This window comes from Gilliamella sp. Nev3-1, from assembly GCF_001690435.1.
In the GTDB taxonomy this organism is placed as follows: Bacteria; Pseudomonadota; Gammaproteobacteria; order Enterobacterales; family Orbaceae; genus Gilliamella; species Gilliamella apicola_C.
This window is the reverse complement of the sequence record NZ_LZHN01000039.1, coordinates 1-13,601: the sequence shown is the minus strand read 5'-3', so window position 1 is coordinate 13,601 and position 13,601 is coordinate 1. Positions and strand designations below refer to the sequence as shown.

Annotated in this window: 14 protein-coding genes; 5 read left to right on the top strand and 9 right to left on the bottom strand. The window is 35.4% G+C overall.

Going from position 1 to position 13,601, the window contains the following annotated elements; all coding sequences use genetic code 11:
- Nucleotides 1–8: 8 nt before the first annotated feature.
- Both rpiA and serA read left to right on the top strand, forming a co-directional pair.
- Complete coding sequence (gene rpiA, locus A9G40_RS06070) at nucleotides 9–665, top strand: ribose-5-phosphate isomerase RpiA (RefSeq protein ID WP_065582319.1); 657 nt, start codon at nucleotides 9–11, stop codon at nucleotides 663–665.
- 81 nt (nucleotides 666–746) lie between these two features.
- Complete coding sequence (serA, locus tag A9G40_RS06065) at nucleotides 747–1,988, top strand: phosphoglycerate dehydrogenase (RefSeq protein ID WP_065582318.1); 1,242 nt, start codon at nucleotides 747–749, stop codon at nucleotides 1,986–1,988.
- Between the two features lie 272 nt (nucleotides 1,989–2,260).
- Here the strand turns inward: serA and A9G40_RS06060 are convergent, their stop codons facing one another.
- The 7 genes from A9G40_RS06060 to srlA form a co-directional block, all read right to left on the bottom strand.
- Nucleotides 2,261–3,595 (bottom strand): hypothetical protein, encoded by a 1,335-nt coding sequence (locus A9G40_RS06060; RefSeq protein ID WP_065582317.1) that lies wholly within the window; start codon nucleotides 3,593–3,595, stop codon nucleotides 2,261–2,263.
- A 739-nt stretch (nucleotides 3,596–4,334) separates the two neighbouring features.
- Nucleotides 4,335–5,114: a glucitol operon DNA-binding transcriptional repressor SrlR gene (gene srlR, locus A9G40_RS06055; RefSeq protein ID WP_065582316.1), complete on the bottom strand. Its 780-nt coding sequence runs from the start codon at nucleotides 5,112–5,114 to the stop codon at nucleotides 4,335–4,337.
- Nucleotides 5,115–5,213: 99 nt separating this feature from the next.
- A complete protein-coding gene (locus A9G40_RS06050; protein ID WP_065582315.1) occupies nucleotides 5,214–5,582 on the bottom strand; it encodes a transcriptional regulator GutM in 369 nt (122 codons plus the stop codon).
- 73 nt (nucleotides 5,583–5,655) lie between these two features.
- Nucleotides 5,656–6,435 (bottom strand): sorbitol-6-phosphate dehydrogenase, encoded by a 780-nt coding sequence (srlD, locus tag A9G40_RS06045; RefSeq protein WP_065582314.1) that lies wholly within the window; start codon nucleotides 6,433–6,435, stop codon nucleotides 5,656–5,658.
- An 11-nt stretch (nucleotides 6,436–6,446) separates the two neighbouring features.
- Nucleotides 6,447–6,815 carry a PTS glucitol/sorbitol transporter subunit IIA gene (gene srlB, locus A9G40_RS06040; RefSeq protein ID WP_065568332.1) on the bottom strand — a complete coding sequence of 123 codons (369 nt, stop codon included), beginning with the start codon at nucleotides 6,813–6,815 and terminating at the stop codon, nucleotides 6,447–6,449.
- A gap of 93 nt (nucleotides 6,816–6,908) precedes the next feature.
- Nucleotides 6,909–7,895, bottom strand: a complete 987-nt coding sequence (gene srlE, locus A9G40_RS06035) for a PTS glucitol/sorbitol transporter subunit IIB (protein WP_065582313.1) — start codon at nucleotides 7,893–7,895, stop codon at nucleotides 6,909–6,911.
- Between the two features lie 21 nt (nucleotides 7,896–7,916).
- Complete coding sequence (srlA, locus tag A9G40_RS06030) at nucleotides 7,917–8,465, bottom strand: PTS glucitol/sorbitol transporter subunit IIC (RefSeq protein ID WP_065582312.1); 549 nt, start codon at nucleotides 8,463–8,465, stop codon at nucleotides 7,917–7,919.
- Between the two features lie 257 nt (nucleotides 8,466–8,722).
- Between srlA and A9G40_RS06025 the strand changes: the two genes are divergently transcribed.
- From A9G40_RS06025 to mutH, 3 genes are all read left to right on the top strand, one after another.
- Complete coding sequence (locus A9G40_RS06025; protein ID WP_065580888.1) at nucleotides 8,723–9,259, top strand: Dps family protein; 537 nt, start codon at nucleotides 8,723–8,725, stop codon at nucleotides 9,257–9,259.
- Between the two features lie 71 nt (nucleotides 9,260–9,330).
- Nucleotides 9,331–9,879, top strand: coding sequence for an NADPH-dependent FMN reductase (locus A9G40_RS06020; protein ID WP_065582311.1), 549 nt, complete (start codon nucleotides 9,331–9,333; stop codon nucleotides 9,877–9,879).
- 80 nt (nucleotides 9,880–9,959) lie between these two features.
- Nucleotides 9,960–10,634 (top strand): DNA mismatch repair endonuclease MutH, encoded by a 675-nt coding sequence (gene mutH, locus A9G40_RS06015; protein ID WP_065582310.1) that lies wholly within the window; start codon nucleotides 9,960–9,962, stop codon nucleotides 10,632–10,634.
- Between the two features lie 119 nt (nucleotides 10,635–10,753).
- Here mutH and argA read toward each other — a convergent pair whose 3' ends face one another.
- Together argA and A9G40_RS06005 are read right to left on the bottom strand one after the other, a co-directional pair.
- Nucleotides 10,754–12,082, bottom strand: coding sequence for an amino-acid N-acetyltransferase (gene argA, locus A9G40_RS06010; RefSeq protein WP_065582309.1), 1,329 nt, complete (start codon nucleotides 12,080–12,082; stop codon nucleotides 10,754–10,756).
- A gap of 303 nt (nucleotides 12,083–12,385) precedes the next feature.
- A partial coding sequence (locus tag A9G40_RS06005) for an MFS transporter (RefSeq protein WP_218057954.1) occupies nucleotides 12,386–13,601 on the bottom strand: 1,216 nt, incomplete at its 5' end.

Genomic DNA, 13,601 nt, shown 5'->3' with positions numbered 1-13,601 from the left:
GTGATACCATGACACAAGACGAATTAAAAAAAGCCGTAGGCTGGTCAGCATTGAAATTTATTAAGCCTGACTCTTATGTTGGTGTGGGAACCGGTTCGACAGCATCCCACTTTATTGATGCATTAGCTACAATAAAAGATCAAATCAAAGGTACTGTATCAAGCTCTGAAGCATCGACACAAAAATTAAAGAGCTATGGCATTACTGTTCTTGATTGTAATGAAGTAGATAGTTTAGATATCTATGTTGATGGTGCTGATGAAATCAATCACCAGTTACAAATGATTAAAGGTGGAGGCGCTGCTTTAACACGTGAAAAAGTGGTTTCAGCCATTGCCAAACAATTTATTTGTATTGCCGATGAATCAAAAGTTGTTGATGTATTAGGTAAATTCCCGTTACCCATTGAAGTGATCCCAATGGCTCGCTCTTATGTTGCTCGTGAATTATTCAAACTAGGTGGTAAACCAATTTATCGCCAAGGCGTCATAACGGATAATGGTAATGTTATTTTAGACGTTCATGACCTTATCATTGCCAACCCCATAGAATTAGAAAATCGAATAAATAGTATTGCTGGCGTGGTAACGGTTGGGTTATTTGCCAACAAAGGGGCAAATATTGCGCTTATAGGAACACCTTCGGGAGTAAAAGAGCTAAAATAAATTTGTTTATCATAATCAAATTTATTGCTTTTATATCACTATAAGACTCAATTTATATTCTGAAAGCAATGAGAGGAAATAATGACTATTCAAACGTCAACCAAAGATGAAAACAAATTTTTATTACTTGAGGGTATTCATCCTAGTGCCATAGAAATATTAAAATCGGCAGGTTTTACCAATATTGAGTACCATAAAAGTGCATTATCGCCCGAAGAACTTAAGCAGGCATTAAAAGATGCTCGTTTTATTGGGATCCGCTCAAGAACTCAATTAACCAAAGATATTATTGATGCCGCCCCCAAACTTGCTGGCATTGGTTGCTTTTGTATTGGCACTAATCAGGTTGATCTTGATGCGGCAACGGTGAAAGGGATTCCTGTATTTAATGCACCATTTTCTAATACACGATCTGTTGCCGAGCTGGTCTTAGCTGAAGCGGTATTGCTACTGCGCCGAGTGCCCGAAGCCAATGCAAAAGCTCACCGAGGTAAATGGAATAAAATGGCTACTGGTTCACACGAGGCTCGTGGTAAGAATTTAGGTATTATTGGTTATGGACACATTGGTAGCCAATTAAGTATTCTAGCTGAATCGTTAGGAATGAATGTTTATTTTTACGATATTGAAACCAAATTACCGTTAGGCAACGCTAAACAAGTGTCATCAATGAAAGAGCTGTTAGCGATAAGCGATATCGTTTCAATGCATGTACCCGAAAATTCAACAACGATAAAAATGATAAGCGATAGCGAAATAGACGCCATGAAACAAGGTGCTATTTTAATTAATGCTTCGCGCGGTAAAGTCATTGACCTTGATGCATTAACTCATGCACTACAAACCGATAAAATTAGTGGTGCAGCAATTGATGTCTTTCCAACAGAACCGGCTAGCAACAACGATCCATTTGAATCGCCATTGTGCCAATTTGACAATGTCATTATCACCCCTCATATTGGCGGTTCAACCAGTGAAGCGCAAGAAAATATTGGCATTGAAGTAACCACTAAACTCGCAAAATACTCTAATACAGGTGCAACACTTTCTGCGGTTAACTTTCCCGAAGCATCGTTACCAATACCCGCTAAAGGCTCAAGTCGCTTTATTAATATTCACCGTAATCAACCGGGCGTATTAACCGCGATTAATACCTTATTTGCTGAGCAAGGGCTTAATATTTCAGCGCAATATTTACAAACCGATGCCAAAATTGGTTATGTTGTGATTGATATTGATAGAGTCAATCCCGATAAAGCCGAGGAATTGCTTGATAAACTAAAAAATGTCTCAGGCACTATCCGCACAAGGTTGCTGTTTTAATTTAAATGCACTCAATGCCGCCTATCTTTCTTTAGGCGGCTAATAAATTAGATATCAATAAAAACCAAAGAGCACTAATATCCTTATTAAGTTCTATTAGTTAGTCATGTTACTTTATAAAAGGGATTTAAAGCATAATGCACTAAAAGGCGATAAAATTACCTAGCATGATCAAATTACCCGTTATACCCGTTTTTTGCTGTTTGCCTATTTCACCCAATTAGTTTGCACAATTCACTACTCGCCGTTTAACAACGAGTAGTGACAGCTAGTTAACGTACGCACACCACTCTAGTTTCATTATGCACAAAATAATAGTGCCCAACATTACCTTGCTTTGAAAAAACAGTATAATTTTGTACTCCCCCATGAAAAGGGTCAGCAGTCCAGTAATCAAAATTGATATCATCCTTTATAAAATCACTATTCGTGTAGTATGTATTATCCGTATACCCCCACTCTGCAAAGAATCCTCCCCCAATCCGACGTTGGAAATTATTGGGTTGTCCTGGTAATCCTCCTGCCCAAGCAACAATATCATTATTTGCATTCGTCATTTCAACAATATGGGGAATCCTATAACCATTTCCTAAACTACTACAGTAAGCTTTAGCTGCTTCTAAACCTCCGCTATAAGTCGGTTTTGCAACAAACCATTTACTTATCATAAAACGATATATAACGTTTGTCTTTGCTCTATCTGAGTAAATATTAAAGTAAGTTGGAACAACTGATGAGGCTTGACTTTTATTAGAATCGCTAGGCCCTGTTAATTCTACTTTAGCAATATTATAACGGCTTCCTTGTTTTATACTTAAATCTATACTTGAGTCTGTTGGCCATTTGCTGTAAGTTAACTCTTTTGCCGATGCACCTGCCACCGTTAAATCAAAGTACATCCCCTTGGCCCCTATAGTTGGGAAATTTGATTCAGGGGAATTTATATCCTGCGGTTTAAAGCCTTTATCGTCATCCCACTGTTCAACTGGACCACGATAACCAATAAATACATTTCCATTATACTTTAACGTTGGTTGAGCAAAGCATGCATAAGGAACTGCAACTTTAGGTGTTAGATAATAACTAACGCTTCCACCTTTAAACTCAGTTGATCTTGGATCTCCGTATTGGGTAGATAAAATACCACTATCACTCGTTAAAGTTATTTTATAAGGCGAATAACATGCATTTAATTCTGTATTCTCATTAACTATTTTTCCATCAACATCTTGCACGGTCATTGTAAAATTACCCGTTACAGAGATCGAACCATCACCATCATCATCTTCCCAAAATTTGTTAGTTGATATTAAATCTATTAAAGTGACTACTGATTTCCCTTCGGGAATGAATTTCTTAATATCTTTCAGTTTTTGATCTACAGCAGGCAGCTCAATTGGATTATTTTCCGATGATGGATTATTACGGATGCTATATTGCCTACCATCAGACAATGTAATACTCAACAGATCTTCTGTTGAATTTGCTTTAGTCGCCTTTCCATCAAACGTTAAATAAGGTGCACTACCTTGAATTGTCTTTACCGTTATTGCTGATAGTGCAATTGTATTACTCGATATCGTTAAACCTAACAATACCAATATCATTCTCAAAGCATAATTTTTTATATTTGGTTGCGTTAACCGTAGAGTTAATTTACAAATCTTTGCTATTTTAGTCAGAAACTTCGGTTTTATCTTCGGTAGCAAAAATGAAGTTGTAATTAAATACAACTTATAACTACAAGGACTTGAATATGTGAAAATTAACAGTATGTATAAAAATAACTTTTTAAGTTGTTCAGAGGGTGACCTGTGTACCTGTGTACCTGTGTACCTGTGTACCTGTGTACCTGTGTACCTGTGTACCTGTGTACCTGTGTACCTGTGTACCTGTGTACCTGTGTACCTGTGTACCTGTGTACCTGTGTACCTGTGTACCTGTGTACCTGTGTACCTGTGTACCTGTGTACCTTATTGTTTTGATTATATCATTTTCTAGTCCATATTGCAATTCTTTCATCACTTAACCCAATGATTTTTATATAAAAATTTATTATAGTTCTTTTATTAACTAATTACGTTTTGCAAATATACGAGTAAATATTGCGCTTTTAAAAGTATAAAATACTGACATTAGCTATTAAAAAAAATTAAGCTAACTATAAACTAAACTACATGACTTTTTAAAGTAAATTATTATTTTTTTTGTAAATATAAAATTAACATAATTATTAGGAAAAATGATTAATCAGAAATATATAAGACTTACTCGCATTGTTTACAGCGATTAAAAAATACTACAATGCATATACATAAAAAACAAAACTAACGCCTTCAATGTAATTTATTTTCCGTTTATCTTCACTTTAATCAGGTTAAGTCCTTTTTGTGTTAGCGCTTCAAAGTACCTATTATCTAAATTATCGTCGGTGATAATTGTATGAACAGCACTTAAATCACACACAACATTGGGGCTACGACGACCAAATTTTGATGAATCAACTAATAAAATTAACTTTGCAGCAGCCTTACTCATTGCCACACTACCATGGTAACTTTCATTAAACGTTGTAACGCCACCAACTAAATCAACACCATCAGCCCCCATAAATAACATATCAAAGGTATAAGATTCAAATGCGGCAATAGCTAATGCATTGTTGCTATGAAAAGAGGCTGATTTTCGACGAAACGTGCCTCCCGTTAAAATAATAGTTTGATCATTATCGTTCGCAACCAATTCATTAACCATATGCAAACTATTGGTCATAATCGTGAGGTTATTAAATTTAGCTAGCGTTGGGATCATTTGAGCAACGGTGCTTCCAGCGTCAAAAATGATTGAATCCCCCTCATGAATCAGCTTAGCGGCCTCTTCTGCTATGGCTTTTTTTTGTGCGGTATTAATATAAGTTTTGTGATCAATAGCTCTATCACCAATTTCGCGGTTTAACATGGCACCGCCGTAAGTACGTAAAACTAAACCACTTGCATAAAGTTGTGTGAGATCCTTACGAATTGTTGTTCCTGTTGTTTTAAAATGCTCAACCAATTCATCTACACTAGCTTGCCCGTTACTTTGCAGGTATTCCAAAATCGCTGTTTGTCGTTGCTTCACTTTCATAATAAAATCCCATCATCATTAGCGTGCATATATAAACCGTATTACTTTAAAATATATCATTTCAGAATGAAAGGGAATGTTTTTCAGAATAAAAGTTAATTATTTCTTATCTGTGGCTAATGCCACAGTCAATGCACTTTGACAAGCAATATCATTGGGGAAAGTGTTTTCGGGCATAATATCAGCAACAGGTAATCCATGTAGCTGAATGATGGGTTTTGGTGAGGCAAAAACAGTAATACCTTTCATTAATACAGAGTCAATAACCACTTGATTTTCATCTAATGAAATAGCTATTAATACTCTTGGTCTAAATCGTTTTGTTTTGCTACGACCAATACCTAAATAAGCCCCCTTTTTCATCGCTAAAAAGGCTTGATTAAAACGCCGAATTTGTAGCCAGCTAAATACAATTTGAAGACACCAAGCAATAAGTGCAATTACAATTAAAGTATTACTCATATTCATGGTTGCTCTCCATTATATGTTAGGTGTAAAATACGCGAAAATTGCTTGATTTAATTTTCGCATATCATCTTAACTAAAACATTACTTGCCCACCAGTAATGTTAATAGATTGCCCTGTACAATAAGAAGCCTTATCACTTGCATAAAATAACAGCACATCTAGAACATCTTGATAATCACAACCTCGTTTAAGTGGCACTTTATCAATATAAACTTGCTCTACTTGATCATCTGGAATACCTAATTTTTTAGCGTATTGTGGTATTAATGATTGAAACATTGGTGATTTTAATAAATTACCCAGCATCAACGAATTAACAGTGATACCATGATCAGCAAGATCTAAGGCTAAAGATTGTGTTAACCCGACCCCTCCAAATTTGGCAGCACTGTATCCTGAATTATGTTTACTGCCCACTTTACCTGATTTTGAGTTAATTTGAATAATGCGACCTTGCGTATTGTATTTGATCATTAATTTGGCAAATTCACGTGCACATAAAAAATAACCAGTGAGATTAACATTGACTGATAACTGAAAATCATTCAATACAAAATGGGTAATAGGTGCTGCTTTTGCAACGCCTGCGCTATACACCATTAAATCAACACGCTTAAACATACTATCAACACCTTGCGCTAATTGCAGTACACTTTCTTCGTTGGTAGCATCAACCCCAAACCCTTGAGCTGAACCTGCACCATGTTTATGCTTAATTGCTTCTGCTACCTTATTTGCATTGTCAATATTCAAATCAGCAACAATAACTTTGTATCCTGCATCAGCGATACCTTTGCACAAAAACTCACCTAAAGTTTGACCGCCACCTATAACAACTGCTACTTTTTTCATTTTTATATTCCTTAATCATTTAAAATTCTAATTTCATCACCCACAAAAAGTTGCGCAGGAATTTCCCCTTTTACGTGAACAGTGCCAGGTAATTCAGCTTGGCTATTACCATCAAATCTTAATGTGATGTGACCTAATTCACGTAAGTTAACATTAGCAACTTCGCCAACCGATGTGATGTTATAAATATGATTGCCTAATTGAAGTATCTGCCCCACTTGTAATTCCAGTTTTAAATCATCATGGCTATGAACAAAACAGTAATCAGCTAAATCAGCAGGTGCACCGTTTTTAAACAGGATTAACATACCGTCAGCTAATGCTTCTTGGGCAAACTCACCAATTTGATCAATTTTTGAATGATAGATAACATTTGACATGATTAACCTTCTTATCTTTTACACTTAATACGGGATTTTTTATTTTTACCATTGCTTTAAATTAGGAGCTGATGCTCTCATCTTTAAAACAATTTATTGGTATATAAATAACGAAACCGCCCATGCTATTAATACTGTTGGTGCACCCGTTAAAAAACGGCTCACCAATACAGATGGCACGCCCACTCTCACCGTGTTTTGCTTGGCTTCAGCAAGCGATAAACCAACAGGAATAAAGTCACATGCCGCTTGTGCATTAATTGCAAACAACGCTGGCAATGCTAAATGAGGCGGAATATTGCCAAGCCCAATTTGTACACCAACCAAAGTGCCAATAACTTGGGCAATAACCGCACCGGGTCCTAAGAATGGAGAAAGCAATGGGAAAGAACAGATCAAGGCTAATATAATAAGTCCTATAGGGTTATTGGCTAACGGAACCAGCCCATGTGCAATAAGGTTGCCTAATCCAGATGCAATAATGATCCCAATTAGTGCCGATACAAACGCCATAAAAGGAAGTATTGTTTTCAGTACAGTGTCAATTGTATCTCGGCCAGCTTGGAAGAAGACAGCAACGCCCGATCCCATACCAATACCAATTTTTGCTAATAATCCATCGCTTTGTTCAGTAATTTTTTTGCGGCTGTCATAATCTTTAAATTCAGGCGATTTATTGTTTGTCGCCGGTTCGCTTACTACATCGCTTTCTTTTTCTATTAGTTTGATATTGTGAGGTTTTACTGCAGAAACATAAATATCTTCAACAATATATTGAGCCAGAGGGCCTGATTTACCTGTGGCATGAATATTGATAGTTGGTATACGATTTTTTGGGTAAATTCCGCAGCGTAATGTTCCTCCACAATCAATTACAGCAACACCAATTTCTTCTTTAGGCGGCTCGCCATCTTTAAAACCATCAATAGCTTCCCAACCTGTTAGCTCAACTAAAGTATCAACTATGGCTGGACGAGTACCTGCTGCAATATAAACAATTTTTTTACCAGCAATAACAGGAAGCTCCAAAGGTCCACCCCAACCTGCTTCGCCTTTTTCTATGTGGATAAATTTTTCCATTTTTTATATTCCTTATTTTTATTATAGATGAACTTTTCTTTCTAACTTGATGCCCATTTTTCTTTCAAAAATGGTAGTGCAAAAGTCAGTAATCCAACCTCTAAAGAAATTAGTACCTAAACCGACAAGGAAATAACTCACAGCAAGAGGACCTAAAGGTAAATTTAGGGTAGTTAAACCAGCCGCTATTCCCAAATAAACAAAAAGTTCACCAGGGTTAACGTGTGGAAAGAGTCCATTCATTGAATGGCAACTGTAAGACGAAGCTGCGTAGTAACTTGGTTTGTAAAACTCTGGCATAAAGCGCCCCAAACTTAATGTCATTGGGTTACAAAAAACAAAAGTTCCAATGAGCGGTAGTAATAAATATCTAGAAATTGGGTTACCAGCACATGCTTGCGCTAAACGTTCGATACGTTCCTGCCCTATAAATTTAATCACTGCATTCATCACTACAAGTAATGAAATTAATAATGGCAAAATGTTAGTTACCATTCCCATAAATACTTTGCCTCCTTCTTGGAATAAACCAATAAACCACTCGGCACCAAATGAAATAGCATCAATCATGTTGTCTCCTATTAAGTTAAATTTCAGGAAAATACTATCAATTCTAGAAACAAAAAACTTTTAAGATGATCACAATTTAAAATATTTTATTTCATTTTGAAAAATAATATTTCAAATAAAAAGAAATAAGAAAAGTAATAGGTTAATAAAATAGCAACGATAGTAAAAAATTAACGTTTTTTTATTGGACATTAGCCTTAAGTTGGCGTAATTTTGTCAATACGGGTATTTATTATTCACTTTAAGGAGAATATATCATGGCTAAAAGTACGACTTCTGCTAAAAAGCTACAACAAGCAGCGATTTTGTTTCCAACTGATTTAGGTCAAAAGGCATCAAAAGATATTTCTGGAGCAATGAATTCTGTTTTAGCAGATGTATTTGCTCTATATTTAAAAACCAAAAACTTTCATTGGCATGTTAGTGGCCCGCACTTCCGTGACTATCACTTAATGCTAGATGATCAAGGTGAAGAGCTATTTGCAATGACAGATCCAATTGCCGAACGTGTACGTAAATTAGGCGGTACAACACTTCGTTCAATCGGTCATATTGCTAAATTGCAAAGCATTGCTGATAACGACGCTGATTTTGTTGAGCCATCAGATATGCTTGCTGAACTTTGCCAAGATAATGTAAGATTGACAGAACGCATGCGTGTAGCGCATGATATCTGCGATAAATATAACGATACTGCTACTGCAAGTTTAATTGAAGAGTGGATTGATCAAACCGAACAGCGTGCATGGTTCTTATTTGAAGCCGGCCGAAAAGTCGACTCATCAGGACATTAATAAATAATTATTAATGATAATAATAAGAGGCATTGATTATGCCTCTTATTAAAAATATGTGGAGATTTAAGATGAGTAAAAAAATTGCTGTATTAGTAGGAAGTTTACGTAAAGACTCTTATAACTTAAAAGTAGCAAAATTTTTCCAAAAAATCGCACCACCATCACTTTCATTACAAATTATCCAAATTGGGGATTTACCTTTATATAATGAAGATATTGATACTGATGCCCCACCTGCCTCTTACACTCGTTTTCGTCAAGAAATAGCTGATTGTCAGGGCGCTATTTTTGTAACGCCTGAGTATAATCGTGGCTTACCCGCCGTTATCAAAAATGCAATTGATGTGGGTTCTCGACCTTATGGTAAAAGTATCTGGTCTAAAAAGCCTGCTGCAATTATTTCTGTTTCACAAGGTGTGATTGGTGGGTTTGGTGCTAACCATCAGCTACGTCAATCATTAGTATTTCTTGACATGCCAACATTACAACAACCTGAAGCTTATTTTGGCAGTGTAAGTGCGGCTTTTGATGATCAAGGCAATGTTACCGAAAAAAGCAAAGAATTTTTGTCATTATTTATTAATTCTTATGCTGCTTGGGTTGAAAAACTAAGCTAATTGATATACATTTACATCATCGCAGCCAAAATGACTTGGCTGTGTGTTTTATTCGGTAAATCAATTTATATTCCTCTGTAATGACATTATCTATTCCCAAGAGCGAACAAGAGCTATTAGATCGTGCACAATTAGTTGCAGGATATTCTTTTGGAGATATAGCACAGTATTTAAACATTCCAATACCCGATAATTTAAATAAACAAAAAGGTTGGGTTGGTAATCTTATCGAAACTATTTTAGGTGCAAATGCGGGCAGTAAAGCTGAGCGCGATTTTGCTAATCTAGGTATCGAGCTAAAAACAATTCCCGTCGATAAACAAGGTAAACCTTTAGAAACTACCTTTGTCAGTGTTACGCCATTAATGGCTAATCATGGCGTTATTTGGGAAACAAGCCATGTAAAATATAAACTCGCCAAAGTCTTGTGGGTTCCAATTGAAGGGGAAAGAACAATTCCGCTTATTGATCGAAAAGTGGGGAAGCCTATTTTATGGACACCAACTCAAGCACAAGAACAGCAGCTTAAACAGGATTGGCAAGAATTAATGGATATGATAGCACTAGGGCAAGTTGAAAAAATTACTGCAAGATACGGTACTTATCTACAAATTAGACCAAAGGCAGCCAATGGGCAAGCGCTCACCGAAGCAATTGGTGAAAATGGTGAAATTATTTTAACTCGCCCACGTGGATTTTATTTAAAAAAAACATTTACTATGCAAATTCTAAATGCTGTTGTAAAATATCAATGATTTCTTATAAAAACTTAGCTAGCTCACTTTACTTTTTATAGCTTATTAAGAATTGTTTTTTTAATACAAACCATTAATGCTCGAAACATCAATAACTCCCAATTTTATTTGAAAATAAATTAAGAAATATCAAGCATTAAAATTTTTGAGTTTCTTTGGTAATTATAGAGCTGTTTCTTTTTAATTGGCAAATCATCCACTTCAGCTGGATAGAATCCTTTTTCTCTAAACCAGTGAATGCTACGTGTCGTTAAGACAAATATTTTTTCTAATCCTAAATTATTAGCTGTTTCGACTATTTTTTCTATTAATAAATCACCACGAGACGAATTGCGATACTGTGGGTGAATAGCAACGCAAGCCATTTCACCCATTTTTTCTTCTGGATAAGGATAAAGCGCTGCACATCCAATTGTCATGTTATCACGTTCAATAATAGTAAATTTGTCAATCTCAATCTCTAATTGTTCACGTGAGCGTTTGACTAAAATACCTTGTTCTTCAAGTGGGCGAATAAGCTCTAAAATTCCCCCTATATCATTAATCGTTGCTAAGCGAATCTGCTCAGAATGCTCCATAGAAACTTGTGTTCCAATCCCATCACGCGAAAATAATTCTTGTAAAATAGATCCATCTAGCAAATAACTGACTAAATGACTTCGTCTTACTCCGTTACGGCATGCTTTCGCCGCGGCTCGTAAAAAGCGTGATTCGCTCGATAAATGTTTTCCTTGTTGCTCTTTTTGATTGACATAATTGTCAGCGTCAATAGGATAAAGATCAGTGATAACCAGACCATGCTCATCTAAAACACCTTGCTCAGCACAAAAACTGATTAATTTATCCGCTTTTAAGCGAATAGCAACTTCAGCAGCAACATCTTCTGACGCTAAATTAAAACTTTCACCAGTAACCGATACCCCAACAGGCCCCAATAGTACAATAGATCCTCGCGCTAATTGCTGTTCAATAGCCTCTTTGTTAATACGGCGAATTTTGCCTGTATGACAATAATCAACGCCATCGTCAATCCCCAAAGGTTGCGCAATAACAAAGTTACCACTGACAACACTAATGTGAGCTCCTTGTAACGGTGTGTTATTTAAGCTCATAGATAAACTGGCTGTAATATTAAGCTGCAATAACCCAGTAACTTGCTTAATAATATCTAGCGTGATTGCATCAGTGATGCGAGTATTTTTATAGTATTTAGGTTTAATATTATAATTTTTAAGGGACTCGTCAATTTGGTTGCGTGCGCCATTGACAATAACAAGTTTAATACCAAGGCTGTAGAGTAAGCCAATATCATTGATAATACTTGAATAATTATTACTTTTTAATACTGCACCTGTAAGCAAAATTACAAACGTTTTGCCATGATGTGCATTAATATACGGTACCGAATGTCTTAATCCATCAACTAATTCAGTGGTACGTTCTTTCATTTTCACACCGCCCAAAATGAATATTTATTCATATTTTATGTATTTTTATTTATTTTTAATTTAATAGCAAGATATTTTTATAAATATTTGTAAGAGTAATTTTTATGAAGATATAAGCCAAGTGCTCATATGGTGATATTTAATAAAGATATGAAAGGTCAGAAGATAGGGGTTTAATCGCCAGCTAAATAAGGAGCATGCTATTGCTTCCATGCTCCTGATATAAAATACTGGCTATTTTTTAACTACAAATAAGATTAATTATAATCAATTATTTTGTTTTCTATTCATGAAGCTTGTGATTTATATTTTCGTAAAATCAATCACCTTTTTAAAACGATAAAAAATAATTGAGCCAAATATGACACTTAATAATGCGATAAAAAAGTCAATTAAAATAGCATAACTTACATTGATCATGGTTAATTTGGGTACGATAAGTGGTATAACTACAAACGCTAATCCACTGAAAGTATACATACAACCGACAGCAAGACCTTTACGAGTTGGAAACATTTGTTGCATCACAACCAAAGTTAATTGTAGCACACCCCCTGCAGCAGTAAATCCCATGCCAATTGCAGCTATAACACACATTACTGGCGAGATATGAAAATAAAAAATAATTAATACCAACGCAGATAAAGCAGGCAAAATAATGATACAAAAGATTGGTTTTAATAAATGTTTTACAACAAAAGCAGTAACAAATACAGAAATAATCGATGCTACGCTATAATAACTTATAAGCTGTTTAGCATCAATATCACTCATATTAACACCTTTAATAGCTATAGTCGGCAGCCATTGCAAAATAATGACAAATGTGGCTGTTGTTGTAAATCCCATCAAAATCAATAAAATACCTTCACAGCCAAATGCAGGATTAGATTTAAAATAATTTACTTCCCCTTGGTATCCTTTAATTACTGTATCTTTATGAGGAAATTGTTTTGGCAATAATAAGCCATTAATGACTAAATAAGCAGTAAAACCAAGAAATGCCCAACCATACCATATTTGATTGGCATAAAAGAAAGTAGCAATTAATGGAAGAATTAGGGTGCCAATAGAAATAAATGCTTTTATTAGTACACTTGCCGAACCCGCTGAGCGAGGAAAACATTCAGTCAGTGCAGGCATTGAACCTGTATCTAAAAAAGAGTTGCCAACCCCAATAGCAATTGCTAAACAATATGCAATATTAATATTAGTGCAAAAAATCATTCCAATAAAGAAGATAGCGTAACAAGTCATACCAAGATAAATAAATAACTTTCTGCCAAACTTATCGGATAGCACACCACCAACAAACATTAAACATATCTTGCCAATGCCTATACCTGATGCAACATAACCAAGCCCAACTATATCAGTATTTAATTGCTGTGAAAGCGATTGAGAAAATTGCATAATCACAATTAATGCAATGCTTTGAATAATATAGTTAGCATAAATAGATCCAACAATTCCATAAGAATTGACTTTTTGATTATCCATGTGTCGTGCTCCATATGTA